This window comes from Paenibacillus sp. FSL P2-0121 (genome assembly GCF_037975345.1).
GTDB classification, from domain to species: Bacteria; Bacillota; Bacilli; order Paenibacillales; family Paenibacillaceae; genus Paenibacillus_AQ; species Paenibacillus_AQ odorifer.
The window spans coordinates 2290450-2305178 of the sequence record NZ_CP150245.1 but is presented as its reverse complement, the minus strand read 5'-3'; the positions used below and the strand labels follow the sequence as shown (position 1 = coordinate 2305178).

15 protein-coding genes are annotated in these 14729 nt (G+C 44.7%); 3 read left to right on the top strand and 12 right to left on the bottom strand.

What is annotated here, in order from left to right; translation table 11 throughout:
* The first annotated feature begins 286 nt into the window (after positions 1-286).
* Positions 287-1171, top strand: coding sequence for an AraC family transcriptional regulator (locus MKY54_RS10025; RefSeq protein WP_339190333.1), 885 nt, complete (start codon positions 287-289; stop codon positions 1169-1171).
* A 75-nt stretch (positions 1172-1246) separates the two neighbouring features.
* On the opposite strand, the gene MKY54_RS10020 is transcribed toward MKY54_RS10025, so the two are convergent.
* The 4 genes from MKY54_RS10020 to citZ form a co-directional block, all read right to left on the bottom strand.
* The gene (locus MKY54_RS10020) at positions 1247-1675 is read right to left on the bottom strand and encodes a hypothetical protein (protein WP_036678923.1); all 429 of its coding nucleotides are present in this window, start codon (positions 1673-1675) and stop codon (positions 1247-1249) included.
* Between the two features lie 127 nt (positions 1676-1802).
* The gene (gene mdh / locus MKY54_RS10015) at positions 1803-2744 is read right to left on the bottom strand and encodes a malate dehydrogenase (RefSeq protein WP_076100099.1); all 942 of its coding nucleotides are present in this window, start codon (positions 2742-2744) and stop codon (positions 1803-1805) included.
* Positions 2745-2824: 80 nt separating this feature from the next.
* Complete coding sequence (gene icd / locus MKY54_RS10010) at positions 2825-4120, bottom strand: NADP-dependent isocitrate dehydrogenase (protein ID WP_036678918.1); 1296 nt, start codon at positions 4118-4120, stop codon at positions 2825-2827.
* Positions 4121-4267: 147 nt separating this feature from the next.
* The gene (citZ, locus tag MKY54_RS10005) at positions 4268-5380 is read right to left on the bottom strand and encodes a citrate synthase (RefSeq protein ID WP_036678915.1); all 1113 of its coding nucleotides are present in this window, start codon (positions 5378-5380) and stop codon (positions 4268-4270) included.
* Between the two features lie 397 nt (positions 5381-5777).
* Between citZ and ytvI the strand changes: the two genes are divergently transcribed.
* Positions 5778-6893: a sporulation integral membrane protein YtvI gene (gene ytvI / locus MKY54_RS10000; protein WP_339172757.1), complete on the top strand. Its 1116-nt coding sequence runs from the start codon at positions 5778-5780 to the stop codon at positions 6891-6893.
* 89 nt (positions 6894-6982) lie between these two features.
* Here ytvI and MKY54_RS09995 read toward each other — a convergent pair whose 3' ends face one another.
* From MKY54_RS09995 to MKY54_RS09985, 3 genes are read right to left on the bottom strand one after another with little or no spacing between them, the layout of a single operon-like run.
* A complete protein-coding gene (locus MKY54_RS09995; RefSeq protein WP_076124906.1) occupies positions 6983-7381 on the bottom strand; it encodes an FxsA family protein in 399 nt (132 codons plus the stop codon).
* The gene (locus MKY54_RS09990; RefSeq protein ID WP_038569667.1) at positions 7378-7905 is read right to left on the bottom strand and encodes a thioesterase family protein; all 528 of its coding nucleotides are present in this window, start codon (positions 7903-7905) and stop codon (positions 7378-7380) included. The genes MKY54_RS09995 and MKY54_RS09990 overlap by 4 nt, the downstream gene beginning before the upstream one ends.
* A gap of 38 nt (positions 7906-7943) precedes the next feature.
* Positions 7944-9128: an MFS transporter gene (locus tag MKY54_RS09985; RefSeq protein WP_036678905.1), complete on the bottom strand. Its 1185-nt coding sequence runs from the start codon at positions 9126-9128 to the stop codon at positions 7944-7946.
* 128 nt (positions 9129-9256) lie between these two features.
* Between MKY54_RS09985 and MKY54_RS09980 the strand changes: the two genes are divergently transcribed.
* Complete coding sequence (locus tag MKY54_RS09980; protein ID WP_339190331.1) at positions 9257-9958, top strand: G1 family glutamic endopeptidase; 702 nt, start codon at positions 9257-9259, stop codon at positions 9956-9958.
* 186 nt (positions 9959-10144) lie between these two features.
* Here the strand turns inward: MKY54_RS09980 and pyk are convergent, their stop codons facing one another.
* The 5 genes from pyk to MKY54_RS09955 form a co-directional block, all read right to left on the bottom strand.
* On the bottom strand, positions 10145-11563 hold the full coding sequence (pyk, locus tag MKY54_RS09975) for a pyruvate kinase (RefSeq protein WP_038569666.1): 1419 nt from the start codon (positions 11561-11563) through the stop codon (positions 10145-10147).
* 330 nt (positions 11564-11893) lie between these two features.
* Complete coding sequence (locus tag MKY54_RS09970; RefSeq protein WP_036678900.1) at positions 11894-12895, bottom strand: acetyl-CoA carboxylase carboxyltransferase subunit alpha; 1002 nt, start codon at positions 12893-12895, stop codon at positions 11894-11896.
* A 1-nt stretch (position 12896) separates the two neighbouring features.
* Positions 12897-13790, bottom strand: coding sequence for an acetyl-CoA carboxylase, carboxyltransferase subunit beta (accD, locus tag MKY54_RS09965; RefSeq protein ID WP_076124903.1), 894 nt, complete (start codon positions 13788-13790; stop codon positions 12897-12899).
* 72 nt (positions 13791-13862) lie between these two features.
* The gene (locus MKY54_RS09960; RefSeq protein ID WP_036678895.1) at positions 13863-14051 is read right to left on the bottom strand and encodes a hypothetical protein; all 189 of its coding nucleotides are present in this window, start codon (positions 14049-14051) and stop codon (positions 13863-13865) included.
* Positions 14052-14197: 146 nt separating this feature from the next.
* A complete protein-coding gene (locus MKY54_RS09955; protein ID WP_036678892.1) occupies positions 14198-14698 on the bottom strand; it encodes a phosphatidylglycerophosphatase A in 501 nt (166 codons plus the stop codon).
* Positions 14699-14729 lie beyond the last annotated feature (31 nt).

Here is a 14729-nt window from a genome sequence, read left to right as displayed (position 1 = left end):
GAAGATAAGATTAGTATATTCCTACACAACTTTCCCACTTCATTACACTTCCTTCCGTTTCTCGAAATACTTCCCTAGGTTCCTCCATTATCCCTGTTCTCTAAAGTGATTCAAATGATGATTTCATTCTTTTTTTTGACCTTTTGTAAAGAAAACTATGGAATGATCAACGGCTCGCACTGCAAAACGGTCATATGTATAGGTATCCTTGATATAATTAAGAACATCCCTATTGATCCTAAGGAGGAGAACTCCTATCGCTTACAAAGTCAGCTTTCCGAACATTATGAGTACACTGCAGCTGATCGGTGTTCATTATCGTGTAGCAGAACCTGGGTGGGCATACCCTGATCATCATCACAAAATCTTCGAACTATTGTATTGCTACGACGGCAACTCCCATCAATATGTAGAAGGAAGTTCCATTGCCTTTGGTAAAGGAGATTGGTTAATTATTCCACCTGGCTTACGTCATTATGTAGTTAATTCTGGCCTGAGCAACTATATCTACCTCTCCTTTCATTTCGATATTGACGATTTAAAGTTTCGTGATTGGTTTCAGTCTCAAGCTGTACAGAAATGGAATAACCAGCAAATGCAGCATTCGGGATTAAATCACCAACTGGAACATTTGGATGAATTTATTAAGAACAATATTCTCGCCACGACGGCCTCCACTGGATTTCCCGAGGAAATTGAAGAAATGATTCTTGTAAAAGAAAGGCTTCGTTTGCAAGCGATCATCCTGATGATTTTGACTGAACTCATTGATGTACAGCTCTCGAATTCGGAGAATTCCAACGCAGCGCGACAAGCAAACTCTTTGTACGAGGTGGAAACTGCTCATCAGATCGAAAAATATATTGCAGCCAATATTCATTTGCCGGAGCTCACGGTTAATTTGATTACTGAGCAGCTTTGCTTAAGTCGGGTGCAGTGCCATAAGTTGTTTACAAAGGTATATAAGATATCTCCTAGGCAGTACATAACTAATCTAAGATTAAAGAAGTCAAAACATTTGCTGCTTCATACCGATTTAAAAATACAGATGATTTCTGAACAACTCGGGTTTGCTTCCCAGAGCCACTTCAGCCGACAATTCAAACGATGGACGGGTGTTTCTCCGTTAAATTACCGGCCGAAGTCTTATACGGATCCTATCAGGGATTAACGGAATGAAGATAAATTACCGGAACATACGAAAAACCCGCTCTCCATTACGGAGGCGGGTATAATTCGCTGTAAATTAAACTATGTCGTTAAACACCATAAAGAATACCATCAATAGCAATGACACCGTAAGTAGTGCACTAAGTGTGCGCAATTTGCCAGTCTCTGCGCTAACGTCGCGGTTCTCACGAATTCCAGCTGCTGCAAGACGCAAAGGCTTGCTCATAATACCGCCAAGCGCAAACATCGCTAGCAGTAACACAACAACAATAATCATCCACGCTACTGAATAATCACCTTTGGTCATCATGTAACCGCCTGTAAGGAGTTGGATCACCAATCCATACTGCGCAAAACGATTAAATCCGGTTACTGCACTTAACGTTCCTTCTTTAGCCCCAGACGACAGTTTCTCTGCACGTCCTAGGATGAAGGGTAGCACAAGGTAGAAGCCAAGTGCCAAGGTTCCGATCATATGTAAGAAAAACAAAACGTTCCAATCCATAACATATCTCCTCCGATTTAACTGTGATAATAGTTACATTTAATTATACCCATTATTGCTTAAGAAGAAAAGGAAACCCCCATTTTAAGTGAACAAAATGGGGGTTTCTTCATACCTCTGTCACAATCTATACAGTTAGCACAGCTGTTACGCTACGCACGGATTCAGCAGACTTATCTAAAGCCGCTTTTTCCTCAGCTGTAAGCTCCAGTTCAAAAATTTTCTCGATACCATTGGCACCAAGTAACGCCGGAACACCCATGAACAGGTTATCGTAGCCATATTCTCCTTCGAGCAAAGCGATAACCGGAATGATCCGTTTTTTGTCCTTCAAGATAGCTTCCGCCATCTGAACTAAAGAAGCCGCTGGTGCATAATAAGCACTACCATTCCCTAAGAGGTTAACAATCTCTCCGCCACCCACACGTGTACGTTGCACAATCTCATCAATACGCTCCGCAGATATCAATGTATCAATTGGAATGCCACCGACACTGGAATACCTTACGAGCGGTACCATATCATCGCCGTGTCCGCCTAATACGAAACCACGTACATCTTCAACAGATACCTTCAGCTCTTGTGCAATAAACGTGTTATAACGGGCTGTATCCAGCACTCCGGATTGTCCAATTACGCGACTCTTCGGAAAACCCAGCGCATTAAATGCCGCATAGGTCATAGCGTCAACTGGATTACTCAGAATGATTACGATGGAATCTGGTGCTACACGTTTTATGTTCTCGCATACCGACTTCACAATACCTGCATTGGTGTTCACGAGATCATCGCGACTCATTCCAGGTTTACGGGCAATCCCTGCAGTGATGATTACAATATCTGAATCCGCAGCATCTTCATAGCTTGAGGTTCCTGTAATTTGACTGTCAAATTTCTGTACAGGACCTGCTTCCAGCATATCTAGTGCCTTCCCCTTGGTTGTGTTCTCCATTTGTGGGATATCAAGCAGCACAACGTCACCAAGCTCCTTTTGAGCAAGCATAAGAGCTGTAGTAGCCCCAGTAAAACCGGCACCTACAACTGTAATTTTATAACGTTTGATTGCCAAGGATTCTCCTCCTAGAACGGTGTCGGTATAGCTTGTATTAGCTAAACTTCAATATATTCAGTTGGTTGAGCCAGCCTATCTTAGAGGTGATTAATAATCTCGTCGGCAAATGCAGAGCATTTCAGTTCAGTTGCGCCTTCCATCAGGCGGGCAAAGTCATAAGTCACGGTTTTGTTATTAATAGCTGTTTCCATACCTTTATAAATCAGATCTGCTGCTTCCTGCCAACCCAGATGCTCCAGCAACATTACGCCGGACAGAATCACGGAACCAGGGTTCACAACATCTTTGTCTGCATATTTAGGTGCGGTGCCATGAGTGGCTTCAAAAATCGCATGTCCAGAAATATAGTTAATGTTCGCTCCAGGAGCGATACCGATACCGCCGATTTGCGCAGCAAGCGCGTCAGACAGGTAATCCCCGTTCAGGTTCAAGGTAGCAATAACATCAAAATCAGTCGGACGAGTCAGAACTTGTTGCAATGCGATATCGGCAATGGCATCCTTGATGATAATTTTGCCCGCAGCTTCAGCATCCTTCTGAGCAGCATTGGCAGCAGCTTCACCTTCACGTTCTTTAATCACATCGTATTGATTCCAAGTGAAGACCTTATCTCCGAACTCTTGCTCAGCAACTTCATAACCCCAGTTTTTGAAGGCACCTTCAGTGAACTTCATGATGTTTCCTTTGTGCACAAGCGTTACGCTCTTGCGTCCGTGTTTGATCGCATATTCAATAGCAGCGCGTACCAAACGTTTTGAACCTTCGGAGGATACTGGTTTGATACCAATACCAGAAGTTTCAGGGAAACGGATTTTGTTAACTCCCATCTCTTTTTGCAGGAATTCGATGACTTTTTTCACTTCAGCAGAACCTTCTTGATATTCAATCCCTGCATAAATATCCTCCGTATTCTCACGGAAAATAACCATATCCACCAGCTCAGGACGTTTAACAGGAGAAGGAACCCCTTCGAAATAACGAACTGGACGCAGACATACGTACAAATCCAACTCTTGACGCAAAGCTACGTTCAATGAACGAATACCGCCTCCGATTGGAGTCGTAAGTGGACCTTTAATAGCTACAAAATATTCACGGATTGCCTCCAAAGTATCATTTGGCAGCCATTCGCCATATGTATTGAAGGCTTTTTCGCCAGCAAAAACTTCGTACCAAGCGATTTGCTTTGTGCCGCCATAAGCTTTAGTTACTGCTGCATCAAGTACGCGTTTGGAAGCCTTCCAAATATCACGGCCTGTGCCGTCACCCTCGATAAAAGGAATAATTGGATGATTAGGAACCTGCAGTTTACCATCTTTAATTGTGATTTGTTCGCCTTCTGTTGGCAGATCGAATTTTTCTAGTTTCAACATTTGAGTGTATTCCTCCTAAAGTTTTGTGGGATTTAATTTCTCATGGACAAGCCTCGAACAAAACTCTCTACGTATGAATATGCATTATTGCATATATTCTAGGGTTCATTCTACTAAACTTTAGGAGCAGCCCGCAAGGCTGCCCTTCTATCTTTCGTCTACTGGAACGTATTTCTGTTCAATCATACCTGTGTATTCTGCACGTGGCCGGATAATACGGTTATCTGTATATTGCTCCAGAATATGTGCAGTCCAGCCTGAAGTCCGGCTAATTGCAAAGATAGGAGTGAACAGCTCACGTTCAATACCCAGCTGTGTATAAACTGATGCCGAATAGAAATCAACATTCGGTTTAAGTCCCTTTTGTCCGGTAATCAATTCCTCGATATTTACGGACATATCATACAGCGTAGTATCATTTTTCATTGTGCCAAGTTCAAGTGACATTTTCATCAGGTGTTTAGCACGTGGATCACCATTTTTGTATACTCTATGGCCGAAGCCCATGATCTTCTCGCGGTTATCCAGCTTCTTACGAATATAAGGTTCAACCGCTTCCAAACTTCCGATCTCTTCAAGCATCTTCATAACGGCTTCATTCGCCCCACCGTGAAGTGGACCCTTTAGTGCGCCGATAGCAGAGGTCACGCCGGAATAAATATCGGACAAGGTTGCAACCGTAACTCTGCCTGCAAAAGTTGAAGCATTCAGCTCATGGTCCGCATGAAGCACAAGTGCGGTATCAAGCGCTTTAACAGATACACTGTCAGGCTCTTTTCCCCATAACATATACAGGAAGTTCTCGGCAATCGAGACGCCTTCTTTAGGAGCCACAGGTTCCAGACCTTTACGAATACGCGATAGGGCCGCCACAACCGTCGGGAGCTGTGCCTGTAGTTTTACTGCTTTAATCTCGTTAGCTTCTCTACTCATATCGTCAGCCGCTTCATCATAGAGAGCAAGGCTTGATACAGCAGTCCGCAATGCTGCCATGGTGTTGGTGTCTTTTGGATAGAGCTTCATTTGCTCGATGACTGGCTCAGGAATCCGTGCGAAAGCACTGAAATCCCGTTTGAGCGCTTCCAGCTCTGGTGTTGTTGGTAGACTGCCAAACCACAATAAATAAGCGGTTTCTTCGAAGGTAGCATTTTCTGCGAGATCATCAATATCATAACCACGGTAAGTGAGTACCCCATCCACAATAGAGCTAATGGATGAAGTTGTTGCAACGATACCTTCCAAGCCTTTGGTAGCTGTCATAGCATATCTCTCCTTTGCCAACAAGGTATAAAAAGCATTCTCGGTTTCATGTAAACATTTCCAATTTAAAGCATTGAAAAATCTAAGGAGTGCAGTTCAAGGACATATCCGGCGAGGATGTTGTCTGACTTTCGTAATCGAATCTTTATTCATCATACTGGATTTTGTCGGTTATGTGAACAATGTGGAAGCTTTGCAGCGCATCAAATGATTTTATCACAGAGATAGAAAAAAACTTCTAAACCCTTGATTCACAGTTGAGATTTTAGTTTATAGCATCCGGTTCAGCCCAATATTTATCCCGTTTCCTAGTCTTTAAATAGGTTCTATGAATATATATGAAGACGAGCTTTTATTCCCCTGCATCCGCAGGAATGAAGGAGGTGTAGATCTTCGTATGGACCGATTAGCATTTAAAAGACTGCTGCGCGGCCTGTGGGTCGTTCTGGCTACCTCTATCCTCCTGCTGGCAATCTATTTATTGCTTCCGCTGTTATACCCCCTCCTGCTCGCTTGGTTGCTCGCTTATATCATGCATCCACTAGTGTTGATTCTTAAAGGCCTTAAGCTCCCAGCGTGGCTGGCGGTGTCGCTCTCGCTGCTATTTTACATAGGCGGAACCGCACTTGTACTGACCGCGATGATTACAAGGCTAGTGAAAGAATTGATCGTGCTGCTGCAGACCTTTAATCTTCATACGGACCAATGGAGAGAGCTTCTGCTGTCCTTGAGCCAGAATGCAAGCATACAGAATATCATTAACCAGATAAATCAGTTCTACCGCGACAATCCTGACTATCACGCCACCATTGACAGCAATATCAGCAGAACAACGGAAACCGTTGGTTACGCAGTTACGCAAGTGGTGACCGGATTTTTTAATGTGATTTTAAAGCTGATCTCCGCTCTACCCAGTATGGGTACAATTCTTATCGTGGTCGTTCTCGCTGCCTTTTTTATTAGTACTAGCTGGGAAAGACATAATGCCAAACTCACAGGCTGGCTGCCAGCCCCATTCTTAAAGCCGGTATCGGGTATCTGGCGGGATCTGCGAAAAGCTCTCTTCGGCTATCTCCGGGCTCAGCTAATCCTGATCTCCATTACAGCGGTCATTGTCGTGATCGGGTTGCTGCTCTTGGGTGTAAAATCTGCTTTCGCTATTGGCTTAATGATTGGTTTTGTGGATCTGTTGCCTTATTTAGGGGTTGGAATCGTAATGATTCCTTGGGCGTTATACTCTTACATGACAGACAATCTGGCACTGGGGATCGGACTTACTATCCTATATGCCGTTATCCTTGTAACCCGCCAAGTGCTTGAGCCGAAAGTGCTCGCCAGCAGCATTGGGCTTGATCCCCTTGCTATGCTGGTCGGTATGTTTGCAGGTTTGCAGCTGTTCGGTATGCTTGGGCTGATCATCGGTCCCGTTATTCTAGTTATTCTTGTAGCCTTTAACCGAGCAGGTGTATTTCACGCATTACACAGCTATATTGTCAGCGGAAGACTAAGATAATAAACAATACCCTACAATTCTTGGAATAGCAAAACAGAGCGGGCTCCTATCAATGACAGGGGCCCGCTCTGTTTTTGTTTTGATTATGACTAGCGGCGGTAAAAGGTGAAGGTGCCGTTTTTCATCTTTTTCTCAATCCACTTCAGCAAAAATATACGATACAAAGGCCGAGTCAACGGAAACACCAAGGAGAAACCTACAATATCCGTTATGAAGCCAGGTAAGATCAGCAGTAAGCCACCGAAAAAAATGCATAGGCCATCCAGCATCGTCCGGCCAGGAACGCGTCCCTCCTGCATATGTGTTCTGCTGTCTTGCAGCACTTTATTCCCTTCGAAACGCATCATCAATAGTCCGATAACCGAGGTCGTCAACATAAGCAGCAGCGTTTTGAATGCTCCAAGTTGATCTGCTACAAAGATAAAGCCGAATAATTCCACGGCAGGAATGATAAATAATGCAGCCCACAACCATTTGCTTCTAATCATACAGAACCCCTTTCTTCCCGCAGCGCTCCTTTAATCGCGTGAAACAGCTCCGGAAGGGCTCTATCCAGCCTGGCAGGCTTCCATTCTCGATTCACCCAAACATGATTTGTCGAGCCGGTAACCAGCAGTTCCCCAGGGAGGTCCATCGACCGCAATTGTCCCAAAGTAGCCGCTGAACCCTCTAAATTCCTACCTTCTGCTTCCGAGAGCCTCCGCACCTGATACTCAAATGCGACTCTTAACGCCGAAAAGGTAGTCATTCGCGCATACACGGAGATAAGATCATCATATCGCGCCGGACTTTTAAATTGCAAATCGGCTGAGGTAACAGGCAGCAGCACTCCCTGATTCTCAAGCTCACGATAAGTAAAGCCAAGCTGACGTAACAACTCCGTACGGCCAGACTCAAACCAGTTCAAATAATTCGCATGATACACTACGCCCATCTGATCACTTTCCTGGTATCGAACACGCAGGGTAGACTCATACCATCGGCTTCGCAAGCCGTCTTGCTGTAATTCCATTTATAAATACTCCTTTCGGCATAGGCAGCAGGGAGAGCTTAGGCCCGGGCCCCGTCTGAAGATAGCTTTGTCGTCGATAGTTTGCTTCGGGAGCTTCTGGCGACATAAAATAACAGCATCGCTCCTGCAATTGAACTCAACATACAAGACAGGTTCATCACTTCTACGCCGCCTTGATTGAGCAAGAATCCATTTAATAAATTGCCAACAACACCGGCAAAACCCGAGAACACCATATTAAAAACACTTTGCCCAGTCGCCTGCATCTCGTTAGAGGTGATCTGAGATACATATTCAACGGCAGCAATATAAAAGAACCCGAATGACAGACCATGCAGTACCTGCACTCCAATCATTACGGATGGATAAGGGAAAGCCACCTGAATACCCCACCGCAAGACATAAATAAGTGCGCCAAGGAGCAGCGTCCGCTCGCGCCCCAGCTTTTTGATTACCTTGGAAGCAAACAGCATGGAGGGCACGTTCGTTACAGATGCGAGGAAAAGCGCAATTCCTGCATAACGAGTTGAACCTCCAACCGACTGAAACGCAATGACGAAGTAGGTTCCAAAAGCAGTCATCGTCTGGTTCACAAGAAAACTGCCACCCAAAAACGCTAGGAACACCCGATTCCCCAGCAGCTTTTTAACCCCCTGAGAAAACGATTGCCGCATCATATGATTCTCTTCTGCCTGCTTCGGCAGCGTCAATGCAATAAGAACAGCAATCAGATTAAACATAAGAAAGGGCAGCCATATCGTGGATACAGAGAAGGACGATACATACAATCCGCCTAAATAGGCGCCCACAGCCGCTCCAATGCTCATCATAAGCCTTATACTGCCATAAGTAGCCCCAGCCCTCTTCGCCGCTGAAATCGCGTAAGAATCGGCTATAGGCGCCTGTGTCGAGGAAAAGATTGTGGAGAGGGTATACACCAGCAGTAACACTATAAAATATTCCGAACGGTAAAAGACGGCTAATAAAGCCGGTATCGCCACACTTAGGATTAGTACCAAACGCGTCTGATTATACCGATCCGAGACAATTCCCCATATTGGCTGAATCGTGATCGCAATTAGCGTGCCTGTTGCCATTAGTATACCTATCTGCCCGCTATCAAGTCCATTGTGGACAAGCAGCAGCGTTAGATATGAGCCAAATGAACCGCCGGCCAATCCTAAAAACAGATAAAAGCCACGCAGCTTCGATAATTTTTCCATTTTAAGCTACAAATCCTCTCCAGCTTCTTAAATCAAGCATTGCACTCTCTTATATTTTAGCAGAACACCCGTACTTCCTATGTAATCACCGCATTTAATATAGCAGTACTATAAAGGCGGTGGACAAGTTGAATGATAAGCAAAATTCTAATCGGGTCAATCATCCATGTCTAAAAGACAAATCTAATGCGAACAAATTTCAAAGCTCCGGCTTCGGCTGGTCTTCAACAAACTGGAGCGGATATACGATCACTGGAAAAAAGGGGGCTTTTAACCGCATTGCCGGTGAATGGATCGTTCCATATGTAAAACCAACCTCTAAACCTTCCTATTCCTCTGCTTGGATTGGTATTGACGGTTTCAAGAACAGCAGCCTGATCCAAACGGGTACAGGCCATGAATTCGTAAATGGCCGTGCCCGGTATTACGCTTGGTGGGAAATCCTACCTGATGTCGAAACGGTAATTCCCCTTCCAGTGAGCCCTGGAGACCATATAAAAGCGAACATCACGAAGGTAGGCCGCAACAAATGGACGATTACGCTCCGCAATTTGAGCCGAAATTGGATTTTTCGAACATTACAGCGATATACCGGACCACAAACCTCTGGCGAATGGATTATGGAGGCTCCCGAGGTAGACGGCTCAATTGCAAAGCTGGCGCGTGTCTCCCCTACTTGCTTCTATTGCTGTCGAATTAATGGCAAAAGTCCAAAGCTCACTCTCAATATGGGAGGAATCATGGTGCAAAATAACGCTACTATCGCCGTTCCTTCTTGTCCAAACCATCGTGGGGATTCTTTTACTGTCAAACGAACATACCCCAAATAAAAATACTCGAACCTATCATTCAAGATTTGTTACTAACAGCATAAATGGATTTAACATAATCTTCAATCGAATATGTTGATAAACACGAAAAAAAGGGCTGCCTCGCTTGTAGATTTTCACTACAGTTGAGACAACCCTTTAATTAAGCTTTATGGAACCTGCTAAACAGGTGAAGCCAATCGAGAACTACTCGATTGTGCTTACTTTTACCAAGTTAGTGGAACCAGAACGTCCAAGTGGAATTCCTGCAGTAATCACAACTAGGTCACCAGTTTGAACCAGACCGGAATCCTTACCACCTTTGATTGCTGTTTCCAGCAGCTCATCTGTGGAAGATGCAACTTGTCCGAACACTGGCGTTACGCCCCAAACGAGAGACAATTGACGCATAGTTCTTTCTTGTGTTGTAACGGCAATGATTGGTGCTTTAGGACGGTATTTGGAAACAACGCGTGCAGTATGACCTGTTACAGTCGAAGAAATGATAGCCTTAGCGTTCAGATCCAAAGCAGAAATTGCAACGGATTGACTGATTGCTTCTGTAACTGTAGTTTCTTGTGCAGTTTGTTGTTTCATGAAGATTTCATGGTGGTTCAGAGCGGATTCCGCTTTCTCAGCAATGCGGGACATTGTAAGTACGGATTCTACTGGATATTTACCAGCAGCAGTTTCTCCGGAAAGCATGATTGCATCTGTACCATCTAAAATAGCGTTTGCTACGTCACTTGCTTCAGCGCGAGTAGGACGTGGGTTGCGTTGCATGGAATCCAACATTTGTGTAGCTGTGATTACTGGTTTACCAGCAACGTTACATTTTTGAATCATCAATTTTTGAGCCAAAGGTACATCTTCAGCTGGGATTTCAACACCAAGGTCACCACGAGCAACCATCAGGCCGTCAGAAGCTTCTAAAATTTCATCAAGGTTGTCAACACCTTGTTGGTTTTCGATTTTGGAAATGATTTGGATGTGAGAAGCGTTGTTTTTCTCAAGCAGCTCACGAATTTCCTGAACGTCGCTAGCTTTGCGAACGAAGGAAGCGGCGATAAAATCGATGTCCTGTTCGATACCAAAAAGAATATCGTTGGTGTCTTTTTCCGTAATACCCGGCAAGGAGATGTTTACTCCTGGTACGTTAACGCCTTTCTTGCTCTTAATCGTACCACCGTTTACAATACGGGTCTTGATTTCTGTACCTTGAATGTCGACAACTGTCAAACCAATCAGACCGTCATCAATAAGGATTGTGGATCCTACTTGAACATCGTTAGGAAGTTCGCTGTACGTGATGGAAATACGATCTTGATTACCAAGGATCTCTTCCGTAGTCAGTGTCAGGTACTCGTCCTGAACAAGTTCAATCGGTTCTACTTCCAGCTTGCCTGTGCGAATCTCCGGTCCTTTAGTATCGAGCAGGATAGCAACTGTTTTGTTCAGTTCCTTAGATGCTTGACGGATCGTATTGATCCGAGCACCGTGCTCTTCGAAATCGCCGTGGGAGAAATTCAGACGGGCCACATTCATACCAGCCAAAATCAATTTTTTGATATTCTCCAACGATTCACTCGCAGGTCCGATCGTACATACAATTTTACTTTTCCGCATTAGGTTTTCCTCCGTTTTTTCGTTCTCTCTGTCTCACTTTTTCCAACTACAAAATCTACTACAAGGCTAACTAATAAAATAGGAACTTTGTCACATGTGCCTTTAAGTACGCCCTTATGAATATTACTGCAAACCAGACACAAAATCAATGTTGTAGGCACTTTTGGGTGTAACTTTAAGTCGAATTTTCTGTAAACATAAAAAAAATTAAAATAATCCCGTTAGTGGATCGAGATTATTTTAATTCCAATAAATTGTATATTTTACACTATATCCAAAAGACCCACTAAGTATAGCTATATGTCTTAAAGTGCAAATGATTTTGCACTTTTACACTTCTGACTTCACTTCTTCTTCAATAAAAATTTGTTCCTGCTGAGCCTCTGCAAACTCACCAATTTTACGGAATTTACGGTATCGATCATCCTTCAATTCCACTGAGTTCATCTGGGTTAGCTCCTGCAGATGCCGCCATAATGCATCCTTAATCGCCGCTGCTGTTGCTTCGTAATCCCGATGAGCGCCGCCTTTAGGCTCTGGTACGATCTCTTCTATAACTTCCATCTCAAGCAGATCAGCAGCCGTTATCTTCATGGCTTCTGCCGCTTGATCAGCCTTCGAAGCATCCTTCCACAGAATAGAGGCCGCTCCGTTAGGAGATATCGCCGAATAAATGGCATGTTCCAGCATGAGCACTCTATTCCCAACCGCCAATGCCAGGGCGCCACCGCTTCCGCCTTCACCGATGACCACACAGATTACAGGAACACCAAACTGAGACATCTCGCGTAAATTACGGGCAATCGCTTCGGATTGACCTCTTTCCTCGGCTGTGTTGCCTGGGTATGCACCTTTCGTATCCACGAAGGTAATAATGGGACGTTTGAACTTGTCCGCTTGCTGCATCAGACGCAGCGCTTTACGGAAGCCCTCAGGGTGTGCACTGCCGAAGAATCGTAAAATATTCTCTTTGGTGTCTTTACCGCGCTGCTGGCCAATAACTGTAACCGGCAACCCATTTAGTTTACCGATGCCACCTACAATAGCAAGATCATCCCCAAACATCCGATCACCGTGGAGTTCAATAAAATCAGTGAAGATCTGCCCCATAAGATCAAGGGAAGTCGGACGTCCTTGATGTCTAGCCAAATGCATTTTTTGCGAAGGAGAAATATTAGAATATATCTCTTCCTCCAGCACACGGTATCGTTCTTCCAGCCTAGCTACCTCGTCCGTAAAATCAATACCCTTCTCTTCGCCAAACTGCTTCAGTTCAGCAATCTTCTTGCGCATTTCTACCAGAGGCATTTCAAAAGGCAACTCTCCTGCCAACCTAAAATCCCCCTTTCACGTCATGCAGCTCCAAAATTTTAGTCAATGTAGCGCGCATTTCTTTGCGGTGCACGACCATATCAAGCAACCCATGCTGAAGATTAAATTCAGCGGTCTGGAAATCATCCGGAAGCTTCTGGCGAATGGTCTGCTCAATGACTATACGTCCTGCGAAACCAAATACCGCTCCAGGCTCTGCAATAATTATATCACCAAGGCTGGCAAAACTCGCAGATACTCCACCGGTAGTAGGATCCGTAATTATCGAGATGTAAAGACCTCCAACCTCGTTAAAACGAGCCAGCGCAGCGCTGGTCTTCGCCATTTGCATTAGACTAAGAATACTCTCCTGCATTCTCGCTCCACCTGAAGTAGAGAAAATAAGGAGTGGAAGCTGTTGCTCTGTGGCCTCTTCTATCGCACGGGTGATCTTCTCCCCTACTACAGAGCCCATGCTGCCTGAGAAAAATTCAAAATTCATCACAGCTACGATGACCGGATGGCCACCAATGGAACCCTGACCCGTAATTACGGCTTCAGTTTGTCCAGATTTCAGCTGCTGTTGCTCCACTTTGGAAGCGTAACCCGGAAATTTCAGCGGGTCGATAGAATACATTTCACTGTCAAACTCAATAAAGCCCTCAGGGTCTAATGTCATTGCAATGCGCTCCACAGCATTTAGGCGCAAGTGGTGACCACAATTAGGACATACCTTTAGGTTCTTCTCTAATTCCTTACTATACTGGATCGTTCCGCATTTATTACATTTGCTCATTAATCCTTCAGGGATTTCACGTTTGGGGCGTTCGCCTTCCGCAGGCCCGCCGCTCCGCTCCAGACGTTCTGAAGGAATAGTCGCGTACTTCCGTTTCTTCTGAAATAAATCTTTGAACACACCCGCACCTCTTCAGCCGTTTATTTGCGTTATGCAGCTTGCCGCTGTCATGACTTTTGTCTTGTAAGAAACTCAGGGATGCAGAATAAGATTAAGGACTTCCTGTACTTCCTCCAGCTCACCTGAAGGAACCAATATCTCAAACTGCTGCTTGGACATATTGATTGGACGGCATTCTACCAAAAAACCTTCTTCTGTCAGCTTACTCTTAATCATATCCGCCACTCTGGCGGTCGGCGCGATATATATTACCGTCCACATGCCCTGCAAGGCCTCCCCAATCTTAATTCCCAGCCGTATCCCGTATAATGGAATTATGATAACACAGTTTTCTTTTTTCCCGCAACAGGAGTAGGGCATAGGAAGCAAGACTGAGGAACTTGTTCAAACGAAATAAAGGGGCTCAATTATTCCTTGTCCGTGCCTAAAGGATATACTTTTGCCCCTTCATGCCGATGAGCAATTCTGGCGGAAGCGGCGGCAGCAATGCCGGCAACAAGGTCATCCAAGAATACATGAATCCTACCTTTATCATCGTTCAGTTCACCAATGATTCCAAGCTTTATTTTGTCCAAATACCCAAAACCTGTCAGTCCGATCATCCCATATACCCCTGTAATACCAAGCGCCAGAGTCTCGTCCGCTCCGTAGAGGGATTCATCAGCCTCCATTACCGCCTGCAGCGGCTGTGGAAGCAGTTTTTTCTCGGCTAATTCATCAAGAGCAACACCTGTCATTAAAGTATACTGCACTTCTCTTTTGCCCAAAACAGACTTGACGCTGGACAGACATTCATCCTTGGTTAAACCAGGATAATAAACCGATTGTAAAATATATACAATTTCAGCAATGGAGGAAAGTGATACACCTCTGCGTTCCAACAGATCTACTGCCATTTGATAGGACATGCTGCGACTCCCCTTTCCGTACAGGGATGTG

Bases quoted from the DNA above. Each gene is read 5' to 3' on its own strand.
- MKY54_RS10020 (WP_036678923.1), bottom strand. From the start codon at position 1,675: ATGGATTGGAACGTTTTGTTTTTCTTACATATGATCGGAACCTTGGCA.
- pyk (WP_038569666.1), bottom strand. From the start codon at position 11,563: ATGCGGAAAAGTAAAATTGTATGTACGATCGGACCTGCGAGTGAATCG.
- MKY54_RS09985 (WP_036678905.1), bottom strand. From the start codon at position 9,128: ATGGAAAAATTATCGAAGCTGCGTGGCTTTTATCTGTTTTTAGGATTG.
- ytvI (WP_339172757.1), top strand. From the start codon at position 5,778: ATGGACCGATTAGCATTTAAAAGACTGCTGCGCGGCCTGTGGGTCGTT.
- citZ (WP_036678915.1), bottom strand. From the start codon at position 5,380: ATGACAGCTACCAAAGGCTTGGAAGGTATCGTTGCAACAACTTCATCC.
- MKY54_RS09960 (WP_036678895.1), bottom strand. From the start codon at position 14,051: ATGTGGACGGTAATATATATCGCGCCGACCGCCAGAGTGGCGGATATG.
- MKY54_RS09955 (WP_036678892.1), bottom strand. From the start codon at position 14,698: ATGTCCTATCAAATGGCAGTAGATCTGTTGGAACGCAGAGGTGTATCA.
- MKY54_RS09995 (WP_076124906.1), bottom strand. From the start codon at position 7,381: ATGATTAGAAGCAAATGGTTGTGGGCTGCATTATTTATCATTCCTGCC.
- MKY54_RS09990 (WP_038569667.1), bottom strand. From the start codon at position 7,905: ATGGAATTACAGCAAGACGGCTTGCGAAGCCGATGGTATGAGTCTACC.
- MKY54_RS10025 (WP_339190333.1), top strand. From the start codon at position 287: ATGAGTACACTGCAGCTGATCGGTGTTCATTATCGTGTAGCAGAACCT.
- icd (WP_036678918.1), bottom strand. From the start codon at position 4,120: ATGTTGAAACTAGAAAAATTCGATCTGCCAACAGAAGGCGAACAAATC.